The organism is Ruegeria sp. HKCCD8929 (assembly GCF_013031405.1).
Taxonomy (GTDB): Bacteria; Pseudomonadota; Alphaproteobacteria; order Rhodobacterales; family Rhodobacteraceae; genus Ruegeria.
Map to the genome: position 1 here is coordinate 120,570 of NZ_WPZY01000004.1, position 26,678 is coordinate 147,247.

General features: G+C 62.6%; 24 protein-coding genes. 14 read left to right on the plus strand and 10 right to left on the minus strand.

Going from position 1 to position 26,678, the window contains the following annotated elements:
• Window positions 1–84: 84 nt before the first annotated feature.
• The 9 genes from tssH to tssA form a co-directional block, all read right to left on the minus strand.
• Window positions 85–2,790, minus strand: a complete 2,706-nt coding sequence (tssH, locus tag GOX53_RS07750; RefSeq protein WP_171175044.1) for a type VI secretion system ATPase TssH — start codon at window positions 2,788–2,790, stop codon at window positions 85–87.
• A 2-nt stretch (window positions 2,791–2,792) separates the two neighbouring features.
• A complete protein-coding gene (gene tssG, locus GOX53_RS07755) occupies window positions 2,793–3,863 on the minus strand; it encodes a type VI secretion system baseplate subunit TssG (protein ID WP_171175046.1) in 1,071 nt (356 codons plus the stop codon).
• A complete protein-coding gene (gene tssF / locus GOX53_RS07760) occupies window positions 3,827–5,704 on the minus strand; it encodes a type VI secretion system baseplate subunit TssF (protein ID WP_171175048.1) in 1,878 nt (625 codons plus the stop codon). Before tssF ends, tssG begins: the two co-directional genes overlap by 37 nt.
• Before the next feature lie 138 nt (window positions 5,705–5,842).
• Window positions 5,843–6,337 (minus strand): type VI secretion system baseplate subunit TssE, encoded by a 495-nt coding sequence (gene tssE / locus GOX53_RS07765; protein WP_171175050.1) that lies wholly within the window; start codon window positions 6,335–6,337, stop codon window positions 5,843–5,845.
• Entirely contained in the window at window positions 6,330–7,169 is an 840-nt protein-coding gene (locus GOX53_RS07770) for a type VI secretion system accessory protein TagJ (RefSeq protein ID WP_171175052.1), read from the minus strand. The genes tssE and GOX53_RS07770 overlap by 8 nt, the downstream gene beginning before the upstream one ends.
• Window positions 7,170–7,261: 92 nt before the next feature.
• Window positions 7,262–7,759: a type VI secretion system tube protein Hcp gene (locus tag GOX53_RS07775; protein ID WP_171175054.1), complete on the minus strand. Its 498-nt coding sequence runs from the start codon at window positions 7,757–7,759 to the stop codon at window positions 7,262–7,264.
• A gap of 79 nt (window positions 7,760–7,838) precedes the next feature.
• Window positions 7,839–9,335: a type VI secretion system contractile sheath large subunit gene (gene tssC / locus GOX53_RS07780; RefSeq protein ID WP_171175056.1), complete on the minus strand. Its 1,497-nt coding sequence runs from the start codon at window positions 9,333–9,335 to the stop codon at window positions 7,839–7,841.
• A 3-nt stretch (window positions 9,336–9,338) separates the two neighbouring features.
• The gene (tssB, locus tag GOX53_RS07785) at window positions 9,339–9,857 is read right to left on the minus strand and encodes a type VI secretion system contractile sheath small subunit (protein ID WP_171175058.1); all 519 of its coding nucleotides are present in this window, start codon (window positions 9,855–9,857) and stop codon (window positions 9,339–9,341) included.
• Window positions 9,858–9,924: 67 nt separating this feature from the next.
• Window positions 9,925–10,965, minus strand: a complete 1,041-nt coding sequence (gene tssA, locus GOX53_RS07790; RefSeq protein ID WP_171175060.1) for a type VI secretion system protein TssA — start codon at window positions 10,963–10,965, stop codon at window positions 9,925–9,927.
• Between the two features lie 211 nt (window positions 10,966–11,176).
• On the opposite strand from tssA, the gene GOX53_RS07795 reads away from it, so the two are divergent.
• Genes GOX53_RS07795 through GOX53_RS30290 form a run of 6 tightly spaced genes read left to right on the plus strand, consistent with a single transcriptional unit; the run spans window position 11,177 to window position 15,655 of the window.
• On the plus strand, window positions 11,177–12,208 hold the full coding sequence (locus GOX53_RS07795; protein WP_171175061.1) for a hypothetical protein: 1,032 nt from the start codon (window positions 11,177–11,179) through the stop codon (window positions 12,206–12,208).
• A gap of 26 nt (window positions 12,209–12,234) precedes the next feature.
• Window positions 12,235–12,654: a hypothetical protein gene (locus GOX53_RS07800; RefSeq protein ID WP_171175063.1), complete on the plus strand. Its 420-nt coding sequence runs from the start codon at window positions 12,235–12,237 to the stop codon at window positions 12,652–12,654.
• Window positions 12,655–12,657: 3 nt separating this feature from the next.
• A complete protein-coding gene (locus tag GOX53_RS07805) occupies window positions 12,658–13,278 on the plus strand; it encodes a MotA/TolQ/ExbB proton channel family protein (protein WP_171175065.1) in 621 nt (206 codons plus the stop codon).
• Window positions 13,279–13,290: 12 nt separating this feature from the next.
• Window positions 13,291–13,722 carry a biopolymer transporter ExbD gene (locus GOX53_RS07810; protein ID WP_171175068.1) on the plus strand — a complete coding sequence of 144 codons (432 nt, stop codon included), beginning with the start codon at window positions 13,291–13,293 and terminating at the stop codon, window positions 13,720–13,722.
• The gene (locus GOX53_RS07815; RefSeq protein WP_171175070.1) at window positions 13,719–14,129 is read left to right on the plus strand and encodes a biopolymer transporter ExbD; all 411 of its coding nucleotides are present in this window, start codon (window positions 13,719–13,721) and stop codon (window positions 14,127–14,129) included. The genes GOX53_RS07810 and GOX53_RS07815 overlap by 4 nt, the downstream gene beginning before the upstream one ends.
• A complete protein-coding gene (locus GOX53_RS30290; protein WP_171175072.1) occupies window positions 14,126–15,655 on the plus strand; it encodes a DUF4384 domain-containing protein in 1,530 nt (509 codons plus the stop codon). The genes GOX53_RS07815 and GOX53_RS30290 overlap by 4 nt, the downstream gene beginning before the upstream one ends.
• Window positions 15,656–15,662: 7 nt before the next feature.
• Here GOX53_RS30290 and GOX53_RS07825 read toward each other — a convergent pair whose 3' ends face one another.
• The gene (locus GOX53_RS07825; RefSeq protein ID WP_171175074.1) at window positions 15,663–17,096 is read right to left on the minus strand and encodes a caspase domain-containing protein; all 1,434 of its coding nucleotides are present in this window, start codon (window positions 17,094–17,096) and stop codon (window positions 15,663–15,665) included.
• Between the two features lie 247 nt (window positions 17,097–17,343).
• On the opposite strand from GOX53_RS07825, the gene GOX53_RS07830 reads away from it, so the two are divergent.
• The 8 genes from GOX53_RS07830 (at window position 17,344) to GOX53_RS07865 (ending at window position 26,535) form a co-directional block, all read left to right on the plus strand.
• The gene (locus tag GOX53_RS07830) at window positions 17,344–18,399 is read left to right on the plus strand and encodes an OmpA family protein (protein ID WP_171175076.1); all 1,056 of its coding nucleotides are present in this window, start codon (window positions 17,344–17,346) and stop codon (window positions 18,397–18,399) included.
• Window positions 18,400–18,505: 106 nt separating this feature from the next.
• Window positions 18,506–19,435 (plus strand): LysR substrate-binding domain-containing protein, encoded by a 930-nt coding sequence (locus GOX53_RS07835; RefSeq protein ID WP_171175078.1) that lies wholly within the window; start codon window positions 18,506–18,508, stop codon window positions 19,433–19,435.
• Between the two features lie 896 nt (window positions 19,436–20,331).
• Window positions 20,332–21,366 carry a cupin domain-containing protein gene (locus GOX53_RS07840; RefSeq protein ID WP_171175080.1) on the plus strand — a complete coding sequence of 345 codons (1,035 nt, stop codon included), beginning with the start codon at window positions 20,332–20,334 and terminating at the stop codon, window positions 21,364–21,366.
• A complete protein-coding gene (locus tag GOX53_RS07845; protein ID WP_171175082.1) occupies window positions 21,363–22,061 on the plus strand; it encodes a fumarylacetoacetate hydrolase family protein in 699 nt (232 codons plus the stop codon). The genes GOX53_RS07840 and GOX53_RS07845 overlap by 4 nt, the downstream gene beginning before the upstream one ends.
• A 3-nt stretch (window positions 22,062–22,064) precedes the next feature.
• Window positions 22,065–23,258 carry a 3-hydroxybenzoate 6-monooxygenase gene (locus GOX53_RS07850; RefSeq protein ID WP_171175084.1) on the plus strand — a complete coding sequence of 398 codons (1,194 nt, stop codon included), beginning with the start codon at window positions 22,065–22,067 and terminating at the stop codon, window positions 23,256–23,258.
• Window positions 23,259–23,341: 83 nt separating this feature from the next.
• Entirely contained in the window at window positions 23,342–24,388 is a 1,047-nt protein-coding gene (locus GOX53_RS07855; RefSeq protein WP_171175086.1) for a TRAP transporter substrate-binding protein, read from the plus strand.
• A gap of 66 nt (window positions 24,389–24,454) precedes the next feature.
• Complete coding sequence (locus GOX53_RS07860; RefSeq protein ID WP_171175088.1) at window positions 24,455–25,039, plus strand: TRAP transporter small permease; 585 nt, start codon at window positions 24,455–24,457, stop codon at window positions 25,037–25,039.
• Window positions 25,036–26,535: a TRAP transporter large permease gene (locus tag GOX53_RS07865; protein ID WP_171175090.1), complete on the plus strand. Its 1,500-nt coding sequence runs from the start codon at window positions 25,036–25,038 to the stop codon at window positions 26,533–26,535. The genes GOX53_RS07860 and GOX53_RS07865 overlap by 4 nt, the downstream gene beginning before the upstream one ends.
• The last annotated feature ends 143 nt before the right edge of the window (window positions 26,536–26,678 follow it).

Genomic DNA, 26,678 nt, shown 5'->3' on the forward strand with positions numbered 1-26,678 from the left:
CGCATTCCCTTCACTGACTAACCAAAAAACCTGCAACAGTGATGCGCCGGCCCCCTTTCCGGCAACAGGCCGGCGGGTACATCACTAGTCAAACCCATAAGTGAACTCTCCGTCTGTAACGTCGATCACAACCTTGGAAATTTCTTTGCCTTCCATCATCCGCCTCAGGAACTCGGCCGAGATATCGGGCAGCATCGTGTTGGTGACGATGGCGTCGATCATTCGGCCACCGCTTTCCAGCTCCTGACAGCGGTTGACGATCTCGTCCACGACGCCGTCCGTGTACTCGAACGGCACGCCGTGTGCCTCCTGCACCCGCTTCTGGATGCGGCCCAGCTGCAGCTTGGTGATCTCGGCGATCATGTTCGGGCTGAGCGGGTAGTAGGGGATCGTCACCAGACGTCCCAGCAGCGCGGGCGGGAACACCTTGAGCAGCGGCTCGCGGATAGCCTTGGCGATACCTTCGGGATCGGGCATCAGATCGGGGTCGGCGCACAGGTCCATGATCATCTCGGTGCCCACATTCGAGGTCAGCAGGATCAGCGTGTTTTTGAAGTCGATCACGCGTCCCTCGCCATCCTCCATTACGCCCTTGTCGAAGACCTGGAAGAAAATCTCGTGCACATCCGGGTGCGCCTTTTCCACCTCATCCAGCAGTACCACCGAGTAGGGCTTGCGCCGCACCGCCTCGGTCAGCACGCCGCCCTCGCCATATCCGACATAGCCCGGAGGCGCACCTTTCAGGCTGCTGACGGTGTGTGCCTCCTGATATTCGGACATGTTGATGGTGATGACGTTCTGTTCGCCGCCATAGAGCACCTCGGCCAGCGCCAGAGCGGTTTCGGTCTTGCCAACGCCGCTGGTACCGGCCAGCATGAAGACACCGATGGGTTTGCTGGGGTTGTCCAGCCCTGCCCGGCTGGTCTGGATACGCTTGGCGATCATCTTCATCGCGTGATCCTGGCCGATCACCCGCTTGGCCAGCCGCTCCTCAAGGTTCAGGATCGTCTCGATCTCGTCCTTGACCATGCGGCCCACCGGGATACCGGTCCAATCGCCGACAACGCTGGCCACCGCCTGATGATCCACGATGGGCAGGATCAGCGGGCTGTCGCCCTGAACCTCTTCCAGTTCGGCGTTCTTGGCCTTGAGTTCTTCGAACAGCTTAGCGCGGTCCTCTTCGCTCAGCGGGCTTTCGATGTCCTCACCCTCGGCCAGCGGAACATCCACCGGCGCGCCGCCCTCGCGCAGCTTGGCGCGCAGGTCGAGAATGGATTCCACGACGGCCTTTTCCCGCTCCCACCGCTCGTTAAGGCCATTCAGGCGCTCTTCTTCCTCGGCCTTGGCGGTGCTGACCGCATCGCGGCGGTCGCCCACGTCGTAACCGGCGGTCTCATCACGGTCGATGATCTCAAGCTCGGTGGTCAGCGCCTCGATCCGGCGCTGGCTGTCGTCCACCTCGGCAGGCACCGCGTGCTGCGACACGGCTACCCGAGCGCAGGCAGTATCCATCAGGCTCACCGATTTATCCGGCAGCTGCCGCGCCGGGATATAGCGGGCCGACAGCGTCACCGCCGCCTCGATCCCCTCGTCCAGAACCTGCACCCGGTGGTGTTTTTCCAGCATCGAGGCAATCCCGCGCATCATCAGGATCGCCTTTGGAATATCCGGCTCATCGACCTGTACCACCTGGAACCGGCGGGTCAGAGCGGGGTCTTTCTCGATGTATTTCTTGTACTCGGCCCATGTGGTGGCGCCGATGGTGCGCAGTGTGCCGCGGGCCAGTGCCGGTTTCAGCAGGTTGGCGGCATCGCCGGTGCCGGCAGCCCCACCGGCCCCCACCAGCGTGTGGGTCTCATCGACGAACATCACGATGGGCGTCGGGCTGGCTTGAACCTCGTCAATCACTTGCCGCAGCCGGTTCTCAAACTCGCCCTTCATCGACGCCCCAGCCTGCAACAGACCCACATCCAGCACCAAAAGGCGCACATCCTTCAGCGCCGGAGGCACGTCGCCACGCGCGATCCGCAGCGCGAACCCCTCGACCACGGCGGTTTTGCCCACGCCGGCCTCACCGGTCAGGATCGGGTTGTTTTGCCGCCGCCGCATCAGCACATCGACGATCTGGCGGATTTCCTCGTCCCGGCCAACAATCGGGTCAATCTCACCATTGCGGGCCTGTTCGGTCAGGTCGGTGCAGAACTGTTCCAGCGCCTCGCCCTTGCCCATGGCACCCGGAGCCATGGCGCCACTGGCCTCACCCGGCTCGGCGCCGCCGCCAACTTGGCTGCCGTCCTGAGCGCCCAAACGATCCTCGGGCGAGCCATCGGTGATCTCGGCAAACTTGTCGGCCAGATCATCGGCCCCGACAGTGCCCAACTCGGGCGACATTGAGTTCAGGATGTTGCGCAGGGCGGGTGTTTTGAGCATGCCCAAGATCAGATACCCTGTCCGCACCTTGCTGTCGGAATAGAGAAGCGAGCCCCAGACCCAGCCCCGCTCCATTGAGTCCATCAGATGATCGGAAAGATCAGAAATCGAGGACGCCCCGCGCGGCAGCATATCCAGCGAGCGCGTCAGTTCGGATGCAATCTTGCCGGGGTCCAGATCGTAATGCTGGATGATGCGGTGGATGTCGCTGTCCTGACCGTTCAGGATCTGATGCAGCCAGTGCTGCACCTCGACATAGGGGTTCCCGCGCATCTTGCAGAACACGGTGGCCCCTTCGATGGCCTGATATCCCAGCTTGTTCAGCTTGCCGAACAGCGCCACGCGACTGATTTCCGTCATCTTCAATACCTCTCGCTATGGGCCGGTTGGTCGGCCTCGAAATTCTGTTGGAGAAAACCGGGATAGAGGATCAGATCCTCGGCATCCGGCCTGTCCACCTCGGGCTCGTCACGGGTCTTGACCCAGCTCGTGTGCCCCAGCCGCGTCGTCCCGCCCAGACTGGCGCGCGGCACCTCGTCACCAGCAAGCACCAGATTGACCTCCCAATCCAGCGCATCGCCTACATAAGTGCGCACGATATCCTCAAGCCGCTGCTGCGACGCACCGCCGGGCAGCAGGCGTTCGTAATCCTCGATCGACAGCGGCCCGATCCGGATGCGGAACTTGGCCGAACGTGACCAGACCCGGCTGCCGATATTGGTCGACTGACCAAGGCCCGCCATGCGGCCCAGCTGCCAGGTATCCTCGGGCTCCAACTCCAGCCAGGAGCCGACGAATTGCTGCAGTTCGACCGGCACATGGAAGAACGAGGACAGGATCGCCACCAACCCCTCAACCGTCTTGGGGCCCGAGGCCAGGTGACCGGTGAAATAGTGCCGCGCCATGTCGGGCATGGCGTCGCGCTCGCGCATCCCCTTGCCCTTGAACCCCGCCAGGGCCGCCACTTTCTGCGCAAATGGATCGTCGCCCCGGTCGAAACTGGGCGCCGGGCGCGAGGCCGACCATGCCCGGTAAAGCAGGCTCATTAGCCGGTGGGTCAGTATGTCTGCAAACGCCACAAAGGTCGGGTCGCGGTGGTTGCGCAGCCGGTCGCGGGCGAACTCGGTCAGATGCAGCGGCAGCGGACCGTGCGGGCCGAAAAAGCCAAAGAACAGGTTGCTCATCCGCGCCGGGCGATCCTTGGTCGCCGGATCGAACCGGGTGAGCGTGCTGGGCGGAAAGGCCAAGCTGACATCCTGCCCCATGCGCACCTTGTCTTCGCGCGGACGACGCGACTCGCCCAGCCGGGGCGCGTCGGCATAATGCGCCTCGATCACGCGCAAGGCCTGAAAAACGTGGTGTTTTTCAGGGTCAGCCGCCAGCGCGGCAAGCAGGCTCAGATGATCCGGCCGAGGCCGGCCGCCGGTCTCCATCTGGCAATTTCCCCCCGTCTTTCCGTTGTCAGCACCGTTTCGGTGAAACTGTTTATCGTTGTGTATTTTCGCATGAACCGCTCAAGCACGGCGCCCATCACATAGACGCTCGTGCCCTCGAAAAAGCTCTCGTCAAAGCCCAGCGTGATCTCAAGGCCCCGCACTGCGGTTGACAGCACCTCGTCGCTCATCCGCCGCACGATGGGTCGGCTGCTGACCGAGATCAGCCCTTCAAGCTGCTTTTCGGTCACCCGGTTGCCCACCGGCGCATAGATACCCAGCAGCTCTCGCAGCGCGCTGGCGCCACCATCGGGGCCGTTGCCCGCGATGGACAGGTAGTTGAGGCTCAGATGGCTGATCAGCTTCCACGCCGCGTCGCCCTGCGCCAGGTTGGCATGGGGCCGCGTGGGCGAGACCGGCGTGCGCACGGTCTTGACTGGCCCGCTTTCGGGCAGGTGGAACACGTTGTCCGCCCCCGTCGCCAGCAAAAGCGGCAGATCGCGGTTGGAACACAGCGCCTGAACCGCCAACTGGTCCAGCTCTGCCGGATAGGGCGCCTGGGTGCGGTCGACCAGCGTAAGGTACACTTCGGAGCCCAGATACGAGGTCCGCACTCCGCGCAGCCGCTCTTTCTCATTCCGTTGCCGCATGCGGCGGTGGATGGTGTAATAAGCGGGATGATTGTCCCCCGCCGCCGTCAGGTCTGTGGCGCAGTAGAAGGGGCGAAACTGGATATCCCCGCCCTCGTCCCCGCGAATGCCGGTGACGCTTTCGATCGCAAAAATCTCGAAATCCAGGCCCGCCGTGCGGCTGGGCACGATGTGGTGCTCGGTATCCTTGGGGGTCACATGCACCCGGTCGCAGCGTCGGTGAAACAGGTTGATCGCGGGTACGGCGTTCAAGGTGAAGGCCGTTGGAGTGACCGCCGGACCGATGTCGCGCATGCCCTCGCGCAGCAGGATATAGATGTCCACATCGGTGCCCGCCGCCTTTTTCAGCGCCGGTTGCAGTCCGCTCACCTCCACGAACAGGTAGCGTTCGGGCATGGCGAAGTATTCCTGCAACAGCCGGTAGCCATCGAATGACTGTCGCGGCGTGGGCAGCAGCGCTTCTTCGCGCTCAAACCCCTTGGGCCGCGCCGCGCCTTCGGTCAGGCGCACGGCCCAATCCGCACGGCGGTCGGTCGAGCGGCCCGTCAGCCCCTCGCACTGGGTGCAGATCAGCTCGTGCAGCGACCAAGCCTTGCCGCTTTGCGCATCCATGTGCAGAATCAGGCTGTCCATCTCAAGCTCGGCCATCGGCTCGTTGTCGGTGCGCCGCAACCGCAGGCGGATACCGGCCCGCGCCTCGGTATCGCGGGCCACACCGGCAGCGACCAGTTCACCGCGCCCATCGATATACTCGGCTTCCGCTATCTCGACAGGCCACATGGTCACATCGGCGGCGGTGCGGAATTCACACGGCGTCTGCTCCCCCTCGACCAGACGCGAGCGCAGGGGCGAGCCGCGTGGGATCAGGTAACCCTCTTTCAGCGCCGCGTTGGTCACATCCGGCTCGAACGAGGCCACCATCATCGACGGCGTCGGTGCCAGGTAGTGAGGATAGACGATTTCCAGCAGGTTCGAGGTGAAGACTGGGAACTGCATCTCAAGCTCGAGCTGCACGCGAGAAGCCAGAAAGGCGCTGCCCTCCAGCAGGCGCTCGACATAGGGGTCGAGAACCTCGATCCCCTCCATGCCCAACCGCGAGGCAATCTTGGGATAAGCGCCAGCGAACTCGGCGCCCATCTCGCGCAGAAAGGCCAGTTCGGTCTCATAATGTTTCAGCAGCCGTGTATCCATCGCACGCCTCTACCGTCCGGCGCCATGATCCGAGACCGGAACCAAGGCGTTTGCAAACGCCTTGAAGCGGTTTGAAAACCGCTTAAGCCGCTTGCAAGCGGCTTTGCCCGTCCCGTTCACCGGTTTCGCCATTGAGCCTCAACTCCGTTCAATCTCAACCTCGCCGGTGGTCACGTCCACTTTGCTGCGCAGATACAGTTCCAGTGGCATCGGCTGCGCCCACATGACTGCGCGAATGTCAAACTCCACATGCATCTCGCCGGCCCGCTCCTCAGACCGCAAATCCACCGATACCGACCCTTCGACCAGCCGCGGTTCGAACGTCTCGACCGCCGCCGCGATCGAACGCTGGATCTTGCGCGCCTGATCCAGGGTCGAGAACGCGCCTGAGGTCTCGCGCACACCGTAGTTCAGCACCGACAGCGCCGCATGCGGATAGATTTCGTCGTCGATCAGGTCGGAATGGTCGGTAGTGTTCAGCAGCGTCGACAGATCGCGCTGGATGATCTCGCGCAGCCGTCCGACATCGATCACCCGCGCATCGCGCCCCTCTTTCCGCTCGCTCGGCGCGTTGTCTGTCAGCCGGTCCAGAAGCGAGGGTTGCAGCCGTTCCGCGAGTGTCTTCTCAGCCATCTCCAGCCGTTTCCCCGGCCCCTTCGGTCTCATCGGCCTCGGCCGACACGTCCAGCACCAGCTCTCGTATATCCATCAGGGCGATGTCCGACTTGTCAGTGGCGAGCAAGCGCTGACCGATGCCGGTATAGGTCTCGGCCCCGCCATCGACCCATTCGGTCGCCCGCGCCAGTTTGGCGGCATCGTTGCCCTGCGCCACGGTGGCCGGATAACGGGTGGGGATCAGCGCCGCCACCTCGCCGCCATTGGCCACGGTCAAAGTTCCGGCGGTCCAGACCGCATCGCGCAGGTCGGAGGGCTCTTCGATGTCCAGCCGGGCAATCTGAGCGAAGGGTAGCCAGAAATAGCGCCCGTTCACGATCACCTCCAGCACCGGACCCAGCCGCATGTCGGCGTCGGCGATCCACTCGAACGCCTCGCCATTGACCGTGCCAGAGGTCGCCGGGGCCGCCTCGAACGCCTTGGCGCGCAGATCCGCCGCCTCTTGCGCGTGGCCACCCGCCAGCAGTTTCTGCGCCTCGATCAGATGCGCCAGCCACTCTTGCGGTTCGCCGAAGATCAACGGCGTCTTGTCGCCCGCGAACACCTTTTCGCGGTAGACCTCGCAGATGATCGCCTCACGATAGGTCTTGGCCATCATCATGGCCTCTTCGTCCATCTCGGCGCTGAGTTTCAGCTGCGTGATGGCACGGTTCCAGTCGCCCATCACACAGAGCAGCTGGAACAGGAAAATTCTTAGTTTCGGGTCTGCGGGATTGGCGCGGACCTTGTCCTGCAACGCCGAGAGCGTCGCCGCCAGATCGCCCGATTTGAGATGTTCTTCCGGCGTCATGAAACCCTCGCGCAGTCAGGATGAATGTCCCCGGTACGGGGACAAAAAAGGCCCGGCGGCACCTGCCGCCAGGGCCTGCGATGTAGCAGCGATCAGCTGACGTCGCCGGTTTCCAGGTTCCACAGGAACGCGTTGCAGTCGCTCAGCGCGCCGGTGTTGAAATCGGCAATACGGTATTTGATCTCGATGCCGCGATAGGCGATGGTCCAGCTTTCCTCAGGAATCTGCTCTTCACCGCCCGACACCGAATAGCTGTCGATGATCGCATGGCGCAGGGTCCAGATCAGATAGGGCTCCATGCCCTTCTTCTCATCGTCGCCGGCCCGGCACATGTGGATGATCAGTTCCTTGGTCGGCTTGCCCGAGGCCACATAGGTCATCAGCTTGGCCGAGGCCTTGCTGAGCTCTGTGGTGCAGGAGATCTTGCCAAAATTGGCGTTGGCATAGCCGCGCTGTGTGGTGCCCAGGTCGGACATGTCGAGCGTCCGCTCAACGTTCCATTCGATCGACTTGACCGCGATCCAGTCCTTATGCTGCTTTTCCCGTGCTTCACCGGGGATCTGATCAATCTTGATAAATACGTTTTCCATTTTCCGTTCCTTCTAGCTTCGGAGACACAATGCTTCGTTAAATGTTGCGCAGCCGCCTACCGGGCTGCGCAAACCCGGTTTACGCGCCTTTTTCAGATGGCAGTTTCGATACCAGCCGCAGCGAGACGGAAAGTCCCTCAAGCTGGTAATGCGGGCGCAGGAAGAACTTCGAGGTATAATAACCCGGGTTACCCTCGACGTCCTCTACCACCACCTCTGCCGAGGCCAGCGGTTTGCGCGCCTTTTCCGCCTCGGCTGAAATGTCGGCATTGAAGTCGACATACTGATTAATCCAATCCTGCAGCCACATCTGCATGTCTTGGCGGCTCTTGAACGAACCGACTTTGTCCCGGACCATGCATTTCAGGTAATGCGCGAACCGGCAGGTGGCGAACAGATACGGTAGACGCGCCGCCAGATTGGCGTTGGCGGTCGCGTCCGGATCGTCATATTCCGCAGGTTTGTGCAGCGATTGCGCGCCGATGAAGGTCGCCGAGTCGCTGTTCTTGCGGTGAATCAGAGGCATCATGCCGTTCTTGGCCAGTTCCGCCTCGCGCCGGTCCGAGATTGCGATCTCGGTCGGGCATTTCATGTCCACGCCGCCATCGTCGGTCGGGAACGTGTGCGCGGGCAGATTCTGCACCGTGCCGCCGCTTTCCACGCCGCGAATGCGCGAGCACCAGCCGTATTCCTTGAACGAACGGTTGATGTTCACCGCCATGCCATATGCCGCGTTGACCCAGCCGTATTTGCTGGCGTCCGATCCGTCGGTGTCCTCCTCAAAGGCGAACTCCTCGACCGGTTCGGTCTTGGCGCCATAGGGCAGACGGCCCAGGAAGCGCGGCATTGCAAGGCCGACATATTTGGAGTCTTCGCTTTCACGCAACGACCGCCAGGCGGCATATTCCGGCGTCTGGAAGATCTTGGTCAGATCGCGCGGGTTGGCCAGTTCGGCCCAGCTGTCCATCTGGAACAGGCTTGGCTTGGCGCCCGTGATCAGCGGCGCATGCGCAGCGGCTGCGATCTTGGACATCTCACCCAGCAGCTCGATATCCTGCGGGCTGTGGTCGAAATGGTAATCCGCCACCAGCGTTCCATAGGGCTCGCCGCCAAACTGACCGAATTCCTCTTCGTAGAGCTTTTTGAAGATCGGCGACTGGTCCCAGGCGGTGCCTTTGAACTTGCGCAGGGTCTTGTGCATGTCCTTTTTGGAACAGTTGAAAACCCGAATCTTGAGCATCTCGTCGGTTTCGGTGTTGTTCACCAGATAGTGCAGACCACGCCATGCGCTTTCCATCTGCTGGAAGTCGGCGTGATGCAGAATATGGTTGACCTGTTCGGTCAGCTTCTGGTCGATCTCGGCGATAATGCTCTCGATTGAGCGCAGCGCGTCGTCGGAGATCAGTGCGGTGTTCGCCAGCGCCTGTTCGGCGAGCGTCTTGACCGCACTTTCCACGGCTGTCTTGGCCTGATCCGACTTGGGCCGGAACTCTTTCTGCAGCAGCGCCTCGAACTCGGATGAACCAAATGCTTCCGCGCCTTCGGCGGCTTCTACTTGGGCTTCTTCGTCGGCCATCTTTTACTCCTCCTCAGCGGCGTCTTCACCACCCGGTTTGGGCTGTGCCGCCAGTGTCTTCAGCAGCGACGGGTCCTGAATGATCTTCGAGATCAGGTCCTCGGCGCCGGTTTTACCGTCCATGTATGTCATCAGGTTGGCAAGCTGCGTGCGCGCGTCCAGAAGTTCACGCAGCGGCTCGACCTTGCGGGCGATTGCAGCGGGGCTGAAATCGTCCATGCTCTCGAACGTGATATCGACCGCCAGATTGCCCTCGCCCGTCAGGGTGTTGGGCACGGTGAACGCGGCGCGCGGCGCCATCGACTTCATCCGGTCGTCAAAGTTGTCGACATCGATTTCCAGGAACTTGCGGTCGGCAACCGCAGGCTGTTCCACCTCGGATTTGCCGGCCAGATCGCTCATCACGCCCATCACGAACGGCAACTGAACTTTCTTTTCGGCACCGTAAAGTTCCACGTCGTATTCAATCTGAACCCTCGGAGCCCTGTTCCGGGCAATGAATTTCTGTGAACTGTCGGCCATCTGATGCTCCTTGATTCATTCATCAGTGTTGCTGTCGAACCTGTGCGCTGGGGCTACCCGGCACGGGTCAGTATTCGTATTCGTCCTTGGCCTGAATGCCACCGATGCGGCGTACCTCGTCCAGACCGTCCTTTGCCATATCCTCGATAATCGTCAGGAAATCGGCATTCACAAGGCGTTTGGCACGATCCAGCAGGATCGGAACCGGGCTGGAAGGCTCCTGCCTTGCATAATAGTCCATGATGCGGTCCAGCATCATGGTCACGTCCGCAGGTGAGTTCACCGCTCCGCCACCGGAAGGCGCAGCCGCGGCCATGCCGCCGCCTGCCGGCGCCGCCACAGGGGTCACGTCCCCCAAATCGTCATCTGCCGGCGCTTCACCCCCGGCATGTTTTGCCAGGACACGCTGGATTTGTTTCAGCGAGTCGCGCAGCGGTTCCAGATCCGGGCCTTCGCCAGGGGTGTGTTCGGAAAACACCGCATCAATGGCCGCCACATCGTCCAATGCGGCCTTTACCGCATCCAGATTGGCGGTCAAAACCTCGTCATCGGTGTCCTGAAACGCCGCACCCAACGCTTTTGCGTCAGGCACGTCCTCAAGATCGGCAGGCATGTTCGCCCGGCCTTCGGCGACTTCCACGTGGCGCAGGGTAAGCCGTCCGAACATGCGGCTGTCGGAAAGCGCGGTGCGCCGCAGCGCCCGTACGACCCGGTCGGTCGAGGCCAGCCCCTGCACGGCATTGATCCGCATGGTGGCGTCGCCGTCATCCTCATCCAGCTCGGGATGGCAGGTCTCCCAATGCTGTTCCAGCACACCGCGCACATATCCAGTACTTGCGGCAAACTCGGGCAGACCCTTGGAGTGCAGAACCGCCTCGGCCAGAAACACCGCTGCGCGAAGTTCGTGACTGCGTTCCATCACCGCCAGCGCCTTGTCGCGGACATCGCCCCAGTCCTGCTCCTCGGCAGCGACGACCTGATCGCCCATCTGCTTTTCCTCGCCGGGCTGGGCGGCCAGCTCAAGATCGGTGAACGCCGGATCGTACTCCAGGTTCTCGCCACTCGGGGGCGACTCTTCCCGCGGCTCTAAATAGTCAGATAGGTCCATATTCTCCCCGACGGAATATCGTTATTTTTAGTCGGCTAACTTGGTCTCAATACCCGTATCTTACCCCAAGTCCGTCATGATCGGTATGATTTACTTCACACATGTACACAAGCCGATCAGGAACGGTGACCTCCTGCCTTGACGAATAATCAGCCTTATAGTCTGTTCAAAGTCAAACCCATAATACAGATTTGACACGGGACGGTCCGCAATGGCGACACAGCCGGTCGAAGGCGCCGCATTACGGCAGCTTATTAACCTAGCAAAGAAGCAGAGCCTGAATTTCGCCTTTTGCCCCGGCGCCAAAAAGGACGACATCCTGCTGATCGACCGCCGCAAGGCACCTGCGGCCCTCGGCAAGGACGCAAAAAAGCAGAGCACCACACCGAAACTCGCCTACGGCACGCTCAGCGCCGACGGCAATGTTGTCAAACTGGTCTGTGAGAGCGAACTGCCCAATCTCACCAAGCAGATCCGGAAATACCTCAAATCCAGTTCAATCAGCGCCAAGGTTCAGGTCGTGGGCGCCGATGGTTCGGTTCTGGAAGAGGATGCCGATCCGGACGAGGAGCAACCCCAGACCGAAACCGCACCCGCCCCGGAATCCCCTGCGCCGGGTGCAGACAAAGAGGCCAAGGCGCAGGCGCTGCAACGGTTGAAAGAAGTGGTGATGCGCGCCGCCAAGGTTGGCCCCGAGGCGCAAAAGCTGGCCGCGAACGCTGCCAAGGCGATCTCGGCGCAGGTCAAGTCGGGCGACCTGGGCGCCGCCGATCAGGCGCTGACCTCGCTTACCCAACAGATCGCAGCGCTGGCCGATGCGCCCCCGACGCCGGAACCGAAACCGGAAACGCCCGCGCCTTCACTGGACCGCGTGCGCAAGGATTGGGCCGCAGCCCGCAAGACGGCCGCGCAGGACATGCGATCCCTGATCGAAGGGATGCGTGCAGCCGCCAAGGACACGCCGGAACTGGCGCAGGCTCCGGCCCGCATTGCCCGGCTGGCGCAGCCGCTGAAACGTCTCGACACAAAGCTCGACACGCTGCTGGACCAACTGGGCAAAACGGAAAACCCCGCCGAGCGCAAGAAACTCAGCGCCGCAGCGCGTAAGCAGATCCGCGACCATATGGCAATCATGAACTCCGATTTCTTCATGACCGTGGACCAAAACGGCTTTGCCCCCACCCGCATCCGCTCGACGGTGTCCAGGGCGCTGCGGCAGGTCAACGAGGCACTCAAGGCATAACGGGACAGCGATCAGGGGAGGATCGGATGATCGGAAAAATTCTTAGCGGCGCAGCGCTGGCGGCAGCGCTGGCAACCGGTGCGCTGGCCGAAGATGGCAAGCTGTCCATCGAGTTGAACAAGTTCGAGGCCGCGGATGCGGGCGGCTGCCGCGCCTTCTTTCTGTTCCGCAACCAGACCGACAACAGCTTCGAACAGTTCGAGATGTCGCTGGCAATCCTGGACACCAACGGGGTGATCGACCGGCTGCTTTCGATTGACGCCGCGCCCCTGCCGGTTCAGCGGACCGTGCTGAAGCTGTTCGAGATCCCGGAGATCGGCTGTGGCGACATCTCGGAGATTCTGCTGCACGACCTGCCCGCCTGCAAACCGCAGAACGCCGAGCCGATGGATTGCTTCCCGGTGCTGGCCCTGTCCAGCAAAACCCCCGCAGCGCTGGCCAAATAAGCCATGCCTGGGTTCGAGAATCTGGGCACCGGCGGGCCGATCATCGCGGTTCTGGCCGTGCTGTCCCTGCTGTCGCTGACGCTGATCGTGGTCAAGGCCATCCAGCTTTGGCCTGCGCGTTCGGGCGGTGCCCTGCGCGACGGAGCGCTGGCGCAATGGGCCGAGGGCGAGCGCGCCCCGGCGCAGGCGGCGGTGGCAAACGGCAAGGCGCCTGCGGACCGGGTCTGCGCCTATGCGATGCAGGCGCTGATCGACGGCTTCAAAGGCCCGGCGCTGATGGCCGAGCTGACCCGGCGCGGCAATGAAGAGTTCGCCGCCATGAACACCTGGATCCGCGTGCTGGAGCTGATCGCGATGATCTCGCCGCTGCTGGGCCTTCTGGGCACCGTCACTGGCATGATCCAGTCGTTTCAGGAACTGGAACTGGCGCAGGGCTCGGCCAACGCGTCCGTTCTGGCAGGCGGGATCTGGCAGGCGCTGCTGACCACCGCCGCCGGTCTGCTGGTCGCGATCCCCGCCGCCGTCGGTGCCGCGCTGCTAGCAGGCCGCGCCGAAGCCGGGGCGCAGGCGATCGAGAACGCCGTGGGCCGCCTGATGCTGATCGAGGAGCGCGGCGCGCATTAGGGAGGCACCTTCATGGCCAGCGACCTGAGCCTGACCCGCCGCCGCCCGGCCCGAGCGCCGATCTCGCTGGTGCCGATGATCGACGTGATGCTGATCCTGCTGGTGTTCTTCATGGTCACCTCGACCTATCTGAACCTCGACATGATCCCTGCCGTGTCCCAATCCGACCGCCCCGCCCCGGCGCAGACGGCCTCGGCCCCGTCGGGCGGAGCGCTGCTGATCCGGTTGGGCGCGGACGGCGTGCCCACGGTACGCGGACGCGGGCAAACGCCCGAGGCGTTGCGGGCACTCCTGCGCGACCGGCTGGCGAGTGATCCCAGCGCACAGGTGATCATCCTGCCCACCGGCGGCGCCAAGATGCAGGCGTTGGTTTCCGTCATGGATCTGGTCACCGGCGCGGGCGTACAGCAGATGCGCGTGGTGCGGCTGGAGGCGCGGCCATGAGGATCACCCGACCAACCGAGCGTACCCGGCACGAGACCATTATCGCCCTGATCGACGTCGTGTTCTTTCTTCTGGTCTTCTTCATGCTGATCGGCCGAATGGACGCCACCGCCCCCTTTGACGTGACCCCGCCAACCGCCGCCACAGGCGCAGACATGCCCGCAGGCGGCATGACGCTCTCGGTCGGCGCCACAGGCGAACTAGCGCTGGACGGGATCGTGCTGTCCGCCGAAGACGCCGCCGCCCGGGTCGCGGACATGCTGACCGGGCAGCCCGACCTGCTGGTACGGATCAACGCCCATCGCGAGGCCACCCTGCGCGAGGTGCTGCCGCTGGTCACCCGGTTCGAGGGCTTGGGCGCGCGCGAGATGGTGCTGGTCGTCACCCCGCCCGGTCCGGTGCGGTGAGCCGCGCGCCACTCATATGGGGCGCGGGACTGGCCAGCTCTGTCGCGGCGCATGCCGGGTTGGCCGCGGTCCTGCTCTGGGCCGTCGAACCGCAACCGGTGACGGAACAGCCGGTGCCCGAGACGCAGATGCAACTGTCGGCCTACCAGGTCGAACGCTCACAAGCCGCCGAGGCCGAGCCGCAAAGCGAGGCGGCCCAAAGCGCTGACGCCAGCGGGGCGCGACTGGATCAGGGCGCGATCCCGCAGTCGCAGGCGCAACCTCTGTCCCCGGCGGTACAAGCGATGGCTGCCGTGCCGGCGACTGGGGCCGAACTGGCGGCTGCCAACCCAGCCGGAGAGCGGACGGAGCAGGCTGTGTTGAACGCAGTCAATCTCGCGCCTGCCGAGCAACCCGCCGCGGTCTTGGCCGCCGTGGAGCAGCGGCCGGAACCCGCCAACGCGGCTCCGTTATCCGCCATCTCCCTGGTGGCTGCGCAACAGCCTGCGGATCGGCTGGCAGCCGTGGAACAACGCCCGCAACTGGCCGTCGCCGCTCAAGTGACGGCCGTCAGCCTGACGGTCGCGGCTCCGGTTGCTGCCGCCGTCGACACCACCGCAGCGGCCGAGCGTGCCAACCGCATCGACCCGGCCCCGCCGCCAGCGGATGCCATAGCCCCGGCGCAGGCGCAGCCGGTTGCCCTGACCACCGCCGAGCCGGAGGTCACCCGCGCCAAGGCGGCGCTGGCCTTTGACACCGGCGACGGCCCCATCGACCCGGTCTCGTTGGCCGCGTTCCAGAGCTTCATGGCGCCCAAAGATGCCGGACAGGCCGCCGCCGAGCTGCGCGATGGTATTGAAGGACTTCTGGATCAGGTCCCCTGCTCGCGCCTGCAGGTGCAGTTCCGGCCCGAGGACAACACGCTGGAACTGGTCGGCCACATCCCGGAAACCGGCCTGCGCGCACCGGTGCTGGCCGCGTTGCAGGCGCAGATGGGAGCGAATATCAGTGTGGCCGACAACCTGCTGGTACTGCCGCGCCCGCAATGCGGCGCGCTCAGCGGCATCGCGGGTGTCGGGCTGCCGCAATCCACCGACCAAATCACCAACCCGCTGCTGCTGGGCGAGGACGTGCATGCGCGCGAGTTTCGCTACACCAGAGGTCAACAGCTGATCCTGGACCTGACCGCGCCGGATTACGACGCCTATGTTTATGTTGATTATTTCGACGCCGATGGGCAGGTGATCCACCTCAGCCCCAATGACAGCGTGGCGCTGGACCTGACGCCCGCGAAATCAGCACTGAAAGTGGGGGCCGAACAGCCCGGCGATCCGGGGCTCTACATCACCATCGGGCCACCTTACGGGCAGGAGATCGCGGTGGCCTTTGCCGCCTCGGAACCGCTTTACGATGGCCTTAGGCCCCTGATCGAGCCCGCCGCGCCGTATCTGGAATACCTGACAACTCAGGTCACGGCGGCCCGCGCTGCCAATCCGGATTTCAAGGGCGAGTGGGTCTATTTCTTCGTCTCGACTGCCGCGCGCTGACTGCCCGTCAGGACTGGCACCCGCCCATCGCCCAGCGCCGCAGGTTCAGCTTGAGCCCGCCGCCATAGGGATGCTCCTTGGCGATGTTGCCCGCTGCCGGGTGGTCCACATAGGTATTGGCCTGCGTGCACAATGTGTCGGGGGTCCATTGGTGACAGTTTGAGCACTGTTGGTCTTTCCACAGCGCCTCGGGCAGCCCTTCGATCGGCGGGAATTGCGGCGACCCCTTGATCAGATCGCTGATCGTCTTACCCTGCACATGGGTGTTGCCGAAGGTCAGGCGGGAATTCAGCGTCACGACTTCATCGCTGCCCGGGGCGGCAGGCTGCGCCTCGGCCTTGCGGGTGATGGTTTTGGCGGCTTGTTCCAGTGCAGCCACACGCTCGGTCGCCTGGTCAGAGAATGCACCCTGCGGATAGGCCTGCAAGTAGGTCTGATAGGCGTGCAGCGTGTCATCATCGGCCGCCAGATCGAACATCAGCCGTTCCTCATCGGTGATCTTTGGCTTTTGCGCGACCTCGGCGGATTGCGACTCGGGGCTGACGGACGGCGCACTGCCAAAGGATTCGGCCATCACCACCTGCAGCAGATCGCGCGCCGCCGGAGCGAACTCGCTGTCGGGATAGGCCCGCAGGAACAGCATGATCTGCACCGCATCGCGGGCCTCGGACACGGTCTGCCACGCCGAGGTCTCGGTTTCGAAGTCCTGAATCGGCGTCTGTTGCGGCGCAAACGAGAAATCCCGCGTCAGCGAGGATGTGTCCCACGGCGTTTGCTGGCCCCGTGTGGTGTTCAAAACATCCACCCGCACCTTCTTGAACAGCTGTTCGATGGGCAAGCCGGGCACGGTGATGTGTTCAGCCAGGCTGAGCGTGAAGGGGCTGTTGCCAGCCTCACCATCCAGCGCGACACCGCCCGGGTCGGTCGCATAGGCCAAAAATGTGCCGGTGGGCGCCTTCATCTCGGCCAGACCATTGTCATCCATGTCGGCCAAATCCTCGAACGGGTTGTTCCGGCACGCGTCCAGAATGACGATATTCGTCTTGTTTTTGGCCGACGCCATCTGGTGCAGCACCGAGCGTGCCTCAACCGCCAACAGATCCAGATCCGCCGGATCGGACAGTGAGATATCCACGGGCAGCAGGTAGTTTGAGCCGAATGACTGCACACCATGACCGGCATAATAGAAAAGCCCCGCCGCCTCTGACCCCGCCGCCCTCAGATCACGGCCAAACTGCGCAATCGCACGTTTCATCGCGACCTGATCGCTGTCGGTCAGCTCCGTGACCTCAAAGCCCAGTTCGTTCAGCCTGCGCGAGATCAGGCGGGCATCGTTTGAAGGGTTGTCCAGCGCGGTCACCGACCCATAGGCCGAATTGCCGATCACCAACGCGATCCGCGGTTCCGCCAGGACGATCTCGCCCCATACCAGTGCCAACATCACCGTTAGAATTCGATGCAAACGGTTCACTGCTTGTCTTTAACCCCGATCCTTGATCCGACACATACGCCGGCATCTCGTAGCGACACCTTGTACGAAACCACAAGACGCATGTCTGTGATCACGGTAACAGATGCGCCAGCGTATATGACGTACATGTCATCAGGAAAACACCGCATTTTTGGCTTTCTTGTGGCCAAGACCTGACATACTCCGAATTTAAGCGAAATAACGGGAGGCCGCGCAGATGTTCAGGACGACTTTTTTGGGATCAGCCATCGCAATGGGTATGGCGTTGCTGGGTGCGAGTGCCTGGGCACAGAGTGCCGACCCGTTTGAGCATGGCTGGAAGCTGGACGCCGAATCATCCGAGTTGCAGTTCCTATCGGTCAAGAAGAACTCGGTCGCCGAGCTAAGCGGTTTTGCCACCTTTTCCGGTGTGATCAATGAAAACGGCGCCGCCGAGATCCGGGTTCAGATGGATTCGGTGGACACCAAGATCGACCTGCGCAACGTGCGGATGCGGTTCCTGTTTTTTGAGACCTTCAAGTTCCCCGAGGCGGTCATCACCGCGCAATTGCCCGCAGATCAGCTGACCGATCTGCACGTGTCCCGGCACAAGATCATCGACTTGCCCTATCGGCTGGAGCTGCATGGGCTGACGCAGGAACGCACGGCCAAGGTGGCGATCACATTGGTGGACAATGACCGTGTGGCCGTGGCCAACGCCGCACCCATCGCCATCGCTTTGCCGGACTTCGGCCTGGAAGAAGGCCGGGGCAAGCTGGAAGAGGCGGCCTCGGTCGATATTCTGCCGTTTGGGTTCGTCAGCTTTGGGCTCGTCTTCGACCGCGCCCAGCCCGGTACGCCGCCGCAGCTGGAACTGGTGGCCGCAACCCCGGGGGCCGCAGCGCTTGAGACCAAGGGCGATCTGGATCGCGAAGCATGCGAAGGCCGGATGGAGATTCTGTCGCGCACCGGCAATATCTATTTCCGCTCTGGCAGTGCCCGGCTGAGTCAGGATTCGATCCCGTTGCTGACCAATCTGCACGACATCGTGCGGCGCTGCCCGAGCCTGCGGATCGAGATTGGCGGGCACACGGATAGCGACGGCTCGGACGCGGCGAACCGGGCGCTCAGCGAGCGTCGGGCACAAGCGGTAAACGACTATCTGGTTGGACAGGGCATCGCGCGCGAGCGGCTGGTAACCGTCGGCTATGGCGAAACCCGGCCCGTTACGTCCAACGACACCGCTGACGGCAAACGCCGCAACCGCCGTATCGAATTCGTGCCGATCCAATGATGCAAGGTGCCAAGGCGGCTCATGCTGCCTTGGCACTCCCGGTGTAGTCCGGATTCCCGCGCAGACACTCTTGCCGCCAGATCGTTGGTTTGGATAGATGTCGCCTATGCGAGATATCTGGAAACTGCTGCACTCACCGCGCAACCTGATCATTTTCGAGGCGGCGGCCCGGTCGAAATCCTTCACGCGCGCGGCGGAAGAATTGAGCATCCAGCAACCCTCGGTCAGCGCGGCGATCAAGCAGCTTGAGTCGGCGCTCGGCGTGCATCTCTTCGTTCGGCGTCATCGCAGCGTGACCCTGACCGAAGCGGGGCAGAGACTGTTTGCAACGGCCTCGCGCGCGCTGAACGATATCGAACACTGTGCCGCCGAGATCAGGCACACACCGAAGGATCGGCATGTCACGCTCAACTCTTCAACGGCGTTTTCCTATTACTGGATGATGCCGCGGGTTCACGACCTGCGCCAGAAACACCCCGATATCGACCTGCGCATGCAGATCAGCGATCGCGAGCCGGATCTGGACGAAGAAAACATCAGCCTTGCCATTCGTCTGGGCGATGGCAACTGGCCCGGTTATGACGCGGCTTTGATCGCGAATGAGGTGATTTATCCCGTCGCCAGCCCGCAGGTCATGCACAGCGCGCGCAATCTACGCTCGGTTCCCAATCTGCTGCACGAACGCCTGATCCATCTTGAGGAACCCATTCGCGCCCGCCCCAGCTGGCGCCAGTGGTTCGAACATCACGGGATCACCAATTCCGAAGTCTCCGCCGGCCTCAAACTGAACGACTATGCGCTGGTGCTGCAGGCGGCAATGAATGGAGAAGGATTCTCATTCGGCTGGCACCACGTCGTGCGCAACCTAATCGCCAACGGTCAGTTAGGGGCGCGAAAGGAATGGGCCTGGCGGACCGGCAAGGGGTTCTACCTAGTCTGGTCTAAGACCCGGGTGCTGTCCGAAGACGCGGTCAGCGTGCGTGAATGGGTGCTGGATCAGGCCCGAACGGATCGCGAGACCGACGATTTCATGTGATCGTGATCAGTTTTGGGTAGGGTTAGCCCCGCCGGAGAGGAGGGGGTTCTCTCCGGCGGGATGACCAGGCCGGAAAAAGTCATTTTGCCTGGCCTGTGATCGGTCTGCCGGGGTACTTTCCGGCGTGCCGACCTCAACTTCAGAGTGCGTGCGGGGCCGTTAATTCGACCCGATTGCAGACCAGAGAAAACCAGGGGGACGGCTCTCTGATCGGTGCGCCCTGAAGCGTCCTTGCGCTGATACGATTGCGATCAGCGATGTTCAATTCGGTCACAAAGATACATTTTGCAAGCACGATTTCTTGCCCGCGTCCCACGCCCGATGCACGGGATACACGGACATGGAACCTGCGAATGTCAGAACGTGGCGCATCGGTTCGCTTTTGACGACGATCCGTAGCACTTTTTTTCCCACACCCACGGTTGATTACTCTAGTGCGATTGAGCCCCGGGCCAACCCGAGGGCTGGATGAGGTGCCCGCCGCAGCACGCAAAACACAGAGGCGCTTTCCGCCCCGGCCGGAAAAACGACGTTGTTCTGGCTGAGATATGATTATCCCACGTGTCACGTTGTGCAGCCCCATCAAATGCCGAGGCAACCCGAATACCGTGAATGCGGACGCGCCCCCGATGCCATTTGGCGAGCAGCAGGCCGGTTAACGCAAGTATCAAATTGTGAAAGGGGCATTTGCCGCGAATACTGCGCAAAAACGCGCCGACACAATCTTTGGTTGTCGGCGGAAAGCAGCGCGTACCGCCTACAATAAGGCCGAAGGGAATTTTTCCCTTGCGGGTAACCGATTCTCTAACCTGCTGTCCGGCGGTGCTTTCCCCCGCTTGCCTAAGCGGTTTCGGCACCTAAGATGACATATCCGGAGGGAGTGTTTGGGAGGGGGCATGAGCGAAGAACTCGGAACGCTGGAGGACTTGCCACAAGACTATCGCGACGAATTGGACCGCGCCGGGGTGGCACCTCTCTGGCCGATGATGCGAAACGTGCTGCCGCACGGTGCACCGCAACCGGTGACGCAACCCAGTCATTGGACCTATGGCGCACTCCGCCCGCTGCTGCTGCGTGCAGGTGAGCTGACGCCAGTGGAAAAGGCCGAGCGCCGGGTGTTGGTGCTGTCGGACCCGGGTCGCGGGGTCGGGGCAATGCAGGCGACCTCGACAATCTATCTGGGGATGCAGTTGCTCTTGCCGGGCGAAAGCGCGCCTGCTCATCGTCATACGCCGTCTGCCGTGCGGATTGTTGTCGAAGGGACGGGCGGCTATACCGTGGTCGATGGTGAGCGGCTGCCGATGGAAGAGGGCGATCTGGTTCTGACCCCGTGCGGCGAGTGGCACGATCATGGCCATGACGGGGATGAACCGGTCATCTGGCTCGACGCGCTGGACCTGCCGCTGTTTGTGTATCTCGAAGGCTCTTACGCCATCGAAGGCGAGCTGCAGGCGCAGCGCAACCGACCCGATGCCAGTCAAGTCGAATACCGGGCGGCGGGTCTCGCGCCCACCCGGCGGCCCGGTCAGCGCCCCCGCCGCTATCCGATGCTGCGCTATCCGTGGACCGGGACCGAGGCCGCGTTGCGCCAGATGGCAACCTACGGCGAGGGGATTGCCGAGCTGGATTACATCAATCCCGAAACCGGCGAGGATGTGCTGCCTGCGCTGGGCTTTACCGCAATGATGCTACACTCCGAGCAGACGCATGCACCGCCGCTACGTTCCTCGTCTTGCGCTTTCCACGTGGTTCTCGGCGAAGGCGAGACGGTCGTGAACGGCAAGGTGATCCAATGGGGGCCGAAGGATACGTTCACGGCGCCGGTCTTTGCCGACATTTCTCACAGCGCGGGCACAGAGGCTTTTCTGATCCGCATTCACGACCGCCCGCTGCAGGACAAGCTGGGCTATTACGAGGAGCGTCCGCGATGAGCGACAGCCTGTTCACCCTCCCCCATATCCCCGGCATTCCGGTCAGGGGTGAGGCAGCCACCTATCCCATCGGCCGGATCTTTTGCGTCGGCCGGAACTATGCCGCCCACGCCGCCGAGATGGGGCACGAGGTGGATCGCGAAGCGCCATTTTACTTCACCAAATCCGCCGCCAACGCGGTGCTGGCCGGAGCCGAGGTGCCCTATCCACCGGGAACGGAGAATTTCCATTATGAGATGGAACTGGCGCTAGCCATCGGCAAACCGGTGTTCAAGGCCAGCCGGGACGAAGCGTGGGGGGCCGTTTACGCTTATGGCTGCGCGCTGGACATGACCCGGCGCGATCTGCAGATTCGCGAGCGCAACAAGCAGCGCCCCTGGGACCTGGGCAAGGACGTCGAAAACGCTGCCGTCTTTGCTCCGCTGACCAGGGCCGGGGACTGGTCGCCCGAGGACGACAAGCGCATTCATCTTGAGGTGAATGGTGAGATCAAACAGGACGCGACCCTTGCGGAGCTGATCTGGAAGATCGACGAGATCGTCAGCCACCTGTCCGGCTTCTACCACATGCGCCCCGGAGACCTGATCATGACCGGCACGCCCGCCGGGGTTGGTCCGGTTGGGCCGGGCGATGTCATCACCGGCGGGGTCGATGGCCTCGACCCCATCCAACTGACCCTGACGGCGCCCGAGTAATCCATGAGCGCCGACCGCATCCTGACCGCGGGCGGTGGGATCGGAGGTCTCGCCACCGCCATCGGCCTTGCCCGGCAGGGTCAGCGGGTGATGGTGCTTGAGAAGGCGGCGCAGTTCGGCGAGATCGGGGCAGGCATCCAACTGGGTCCCAACGCCTTTCATGCTTTCGACTATCTGGGCGTCGGCGATGCCGCGCGGGCCATGGCGGTTTATATCGACAACCTGCGCCTGATGGATGCGCTGAGCGGTGAAGAGATAACTCGCATTCCGCTGGGCGACGCTTTCCGCACGCGCATGGGCAACCCTTATGCGGTGGTCCATCGGGGCGAGCTGCATGGGATCTTTCTAAAAGCCTGCCGCGACAATCCGCTGATAGACCTGCGCACCAACAGCGCGGTTCACAACTACGCGCAGGACGGCGCACTGGTCACGGCCATCCTGCACGACGGTACGCGCGTGGACGGCAAGGCGCTGATCGGCGCGGATGGGCTCTGGTCGCGGGTGCGCAGGCAGATGCTGGACGATGACCCGCCGCGCGTCTCGGGCCACACCACCTACCGCTCGGTGATCCCGGTCGAGGATATGCCCGAGGACTTGCGCTGGAACGCCGCCACGCTGTGGGCCGGACCGAAATGCCACATCGTGCACTATCCACTGTCAGGCTGGAAAAGCTTCAACCTCGTGGTCACTTATCACAACGACGCGCCCGAACCGGTGGCGGGTCAGCCCGTTGGCCATGACGAGGTGCGGCGCGGGTTCGAACATGTCAGCCCCGTCGCCCGGCAGGTGATCGACAAGGGCAAGGACTGGAAGCTCTGGGTGCTCTGCGACCGCGACCCGGTCATGCGTTGGACCGATGGGCGGGTGGCGCTGCTGGGGGATGCGGCCCATCCGATGCTGCAATATTTCGCCCAAGGCGCCTGCATGGCGATGGAGGATGCGGTCTGCCTGTCAGATTTGTTCCGCGACAGCGGCGACATCGAGACTATCCTTCGGACCTTTCAGGAAAAACGCCGCTTGCGTACCGCACGGGTTCAGTTGCAGTCTCGGGAGATCGGAGACCACATCTATCACCCCGACGGGGCTCATGCGGCGCTCAGAAACGCGATCATGAGCGCCAGAACCCCCGCGCAATGGTACGATGCGGTCGAATGGCTGTACGGCAGCACCGGGTTGGAGGGCCGGGTGGGCGCCTGACACGAAGATATGAGCAATATATTGCAAAGCTGAATGCAATTTGCATTATATTGCCCGAAATGAGGGGTCAAAGGGAGGATGACATGACCTATCGCAGAACGCTTCTGGGCGTGATCGGCGGCGCGGCGGTTGCCGCGCTGACCACGGGGTTCAGTGCCGGATCGGCGCTGGCGCAGGAGGTCACGCTGAAACTCCACCAGTTCCTGCCGGCGCAGGCCAATGTGCCGAAACTGGTGCTGGATGTCTGGGCGGACAATGTGGAAAAGGACTCGGATGGGCGGATCAAGGTCGAGCGCTACCCCTCGATGCAACTGGGCGGCAAGCCGCCGGAACTGATCGACCAGGCCATCGATGGCGTGGCGGATGTGGTCTGGACCGTGGTGGGCTATACGCCGGGACGCTTCCCCAGCACCGAAGTGTTCGAGCTGCCCTTCATGATGACCGATGCCCGCGCGGTCAGCCGCGCTTATTGGGAGATGTTCGAAAAGCACATGAAGGATGATGAGTTCAAGGACGTCCACATCCTTGGCACCTGGGTGCACGGCCCAGGCATGATCCATACCGCGGACCCGGTGGAAAGCCCCCAAGACCTGCAGGGCATGAAGATCCGCGGCGGCTCGCGCTCGGTCAACGCGCTGCTGACCAAGCTGGGCGCGACCCCGGTCGGCATGCCGGTGCCCGCGGTGCCCGAGGGACTGTCCAAAGGCGTCATCGACGGCACCACCATCCCGTGGGAGGTGACAACGGCGCTGAAAGTGCCGGAACTGGTCGAGAACCATACCGAGTTCGAAGGCCGCGCGCTTTACACGCTGACCTTCGTGCTGGCGATGAACAAGGCCAAGTATGACAGCCTGCCGGACGACCTGAAAAAGGTGGTCGACGACAATTCCGGACTGGAATTCTCGGTCTTTGCCGGTGGGACCCAGGCCGACGCCGATGGCCCGGCCCGCGTGGTGGCCGAGGATCTGGGCAACAACATCATCACCATCGACGAAGCGGGTGTCGAGGAATGGCGCGCGCTGGCTCAGCCGATCTATGACGAGTGGGTCGCCGACATGAACGCCAAGGGCAAGGACGGTCAGGCCCTTCTGGACGAGGCACGCGCGCTGATCGAGGAATACTCGCAATAACTGCACCGGGTCATGGCGGGCCTCTGCCATGACCCCAATAAAACCCGGGGAACGGATTGAGGACCGATGCATAAACTGATGATGGGGTTGGCCAGAACGCTGGCCATCATCGGCGGGATCGTCCTGAGCGCCCTGATCCTGCTGACTTGCGTGTCCATTCTGGGCCGCCTGCTGAACGGGGTCTTTCACAGCGATTTCATGGAGAGCATCGCCCCCGGCTTTTCCCGCTGGGCCATCGAAATGGGTGTCGGGCCGGTCAACGGTGACTTTGAACTGGTCGAGGCCGGGGTGGCCTTTGCCATCTTCTGCTTTCTGCCTCTGTGTCAGATCACCGCCGGGCATGCCTCGGTGGACATCCTGACCAACAGCTTTCCCAAGGGCGTGAACCGCTTCCTGCGCATGGTGACCGAAATCGTCTTTGCCGCCGTCCTCATCCTGATCGCATGGAAGCTGTTCGATGGCATGATCAGCAAGCGGCAATATGGCGAGACCACTTTTCTGCTGCAATTCCCCATCTGGTGGGCCTATGCGCTGAGCTTTGTTGCCTCGCTAGCGGCGGCAATTGTGGGCCTCTACATGGCCGGGGTCCGGATTTATGAGTTCTTTACCGGCCGCATCCTGGTCTGGGACGGCATGGAGGCAGGCCATTGACCGCGCTTGAGATCGGGATTGCGTCCTTTCCCGCCCTGATGGCTCTGATCTTTCTGAGGGTACCCATCGGACTGGCGATGTTCCTTGTCGGACTCGTGGGCCTCGTATGGGTGACGGACGGCACGCAGGTCGCCTTTGCGCGGCTCAAGAACGAGACCTACACGACCTTTTCCAGCTATTCGCTGACCATCGTGCCGATGTTCCTGCTGATGGGGCATTTCGCGACGCTGGGCGGCATGTCGAACGCGCTGTTCAAGGCCGCCGAAGGCTGGCTGGGCCACAAACGTGGCGGCGTGGCCATGGCCTCGATCGGGGCCTGTGCTGGGTTCGGGGCAATCTGCGGCTCATCACTGGCGACGGCAGCCACCATGGGCCGCGTGGCGCTGCCGGAGCTGAAGCAATACGGATATGCAGGCGGGTTCTCAACTGCGACACTGGCGGCGGGCGGCACGCTGGGCATCCTGATCCCACCCTCGGTGGTGCTGGTGATCTACGCGATCCTGACCGAGCAGAACATCGCCAAACTGTTCCTCGCCGCCTTCATCCCCGGCATTCTGGCGGCGGTGGGCTATGTCATTGCGATCTCGATCTATGTCCGCCTGTACCCTGAAAGCGCGGGCACGCGGCCCCCGGTCCCTTATGCCGAACGCTTTGCCGCGCTGCTGCAGGTCTGGCCGGTGCTACTGGTCTTCAGCCTTGTGGTGGGCGGCATCTACCTGGGCTGGTTCACCCCCACCGAAGGCGCAGCAGTGGGCGCGTTCGGCACCGGCGTCATAGCCTTTTTCAACGGCGGCCTGACCCGCGCCACGCTGGCCGACAGTTTCATCGTCACCGCGCGCTCAACCGCGATGATCTTTTTCATCGTACTGGGTGCCGGTTTCTACAACGGTTTCCTCGCGCTCACCCAGGTACCGCAGGAACTGTCGAACTATGTCGTCAGCCAGGGCTTTTCGCCCTGGATTGTCCTGGCGCTGATCCTGTGTTTCTACCTCATCTTCGGCTGCCTGATGGACAGTCTGTCGATGATCCTGCTAACCATCCCGATCTTCTTTCCGGTGATCTCGGCGATGGATTTCAACCTGATCTCGCTGACCGCCATGCAGGCCGAGGCGGCGATGGAGGTGCTGAACAGCGGCGTTCCCGAAGGGATGGGGGCCGAGATGCTGGCCTCGATCCAGGAGGCCATCGCCACCGGCACCGAACTCACCCGCGAGCAGATGAAAGAACTGGGCATCCGCGTCACCCGCGGCATGGCCAATCGGATCGAGGCGGAACATGTCGCCATCTGGTTCGGCATCCTCGTGCTGATCGTCGTCGAGGTCGGGCTGATCACACCGCCGGTGGGCATGAACCTGTTCATCATCAACGCCATGGACCGCTCGACCCGTATGATCGAGACCTACAAGGCGGTGCTGTTCTTCGTGGCTTCGGACATCATCCGGGTCATCATCCTTGTCGCCTTTCCGGCCATCACCCTGTTCCTGCTGCCAGGCTGAGACCCGCCGGTTCCGCCTCAGGGCTCGTTTTGTGCAGTAAGTTGCATGATAATGCTTTCGTGATTAGCAATATCTTGCATAAATGAGCCTGAAATGCATTATGTGCGCCGCAGGGGAGAGGCGCGCGCGGGATGGCCTTCGGG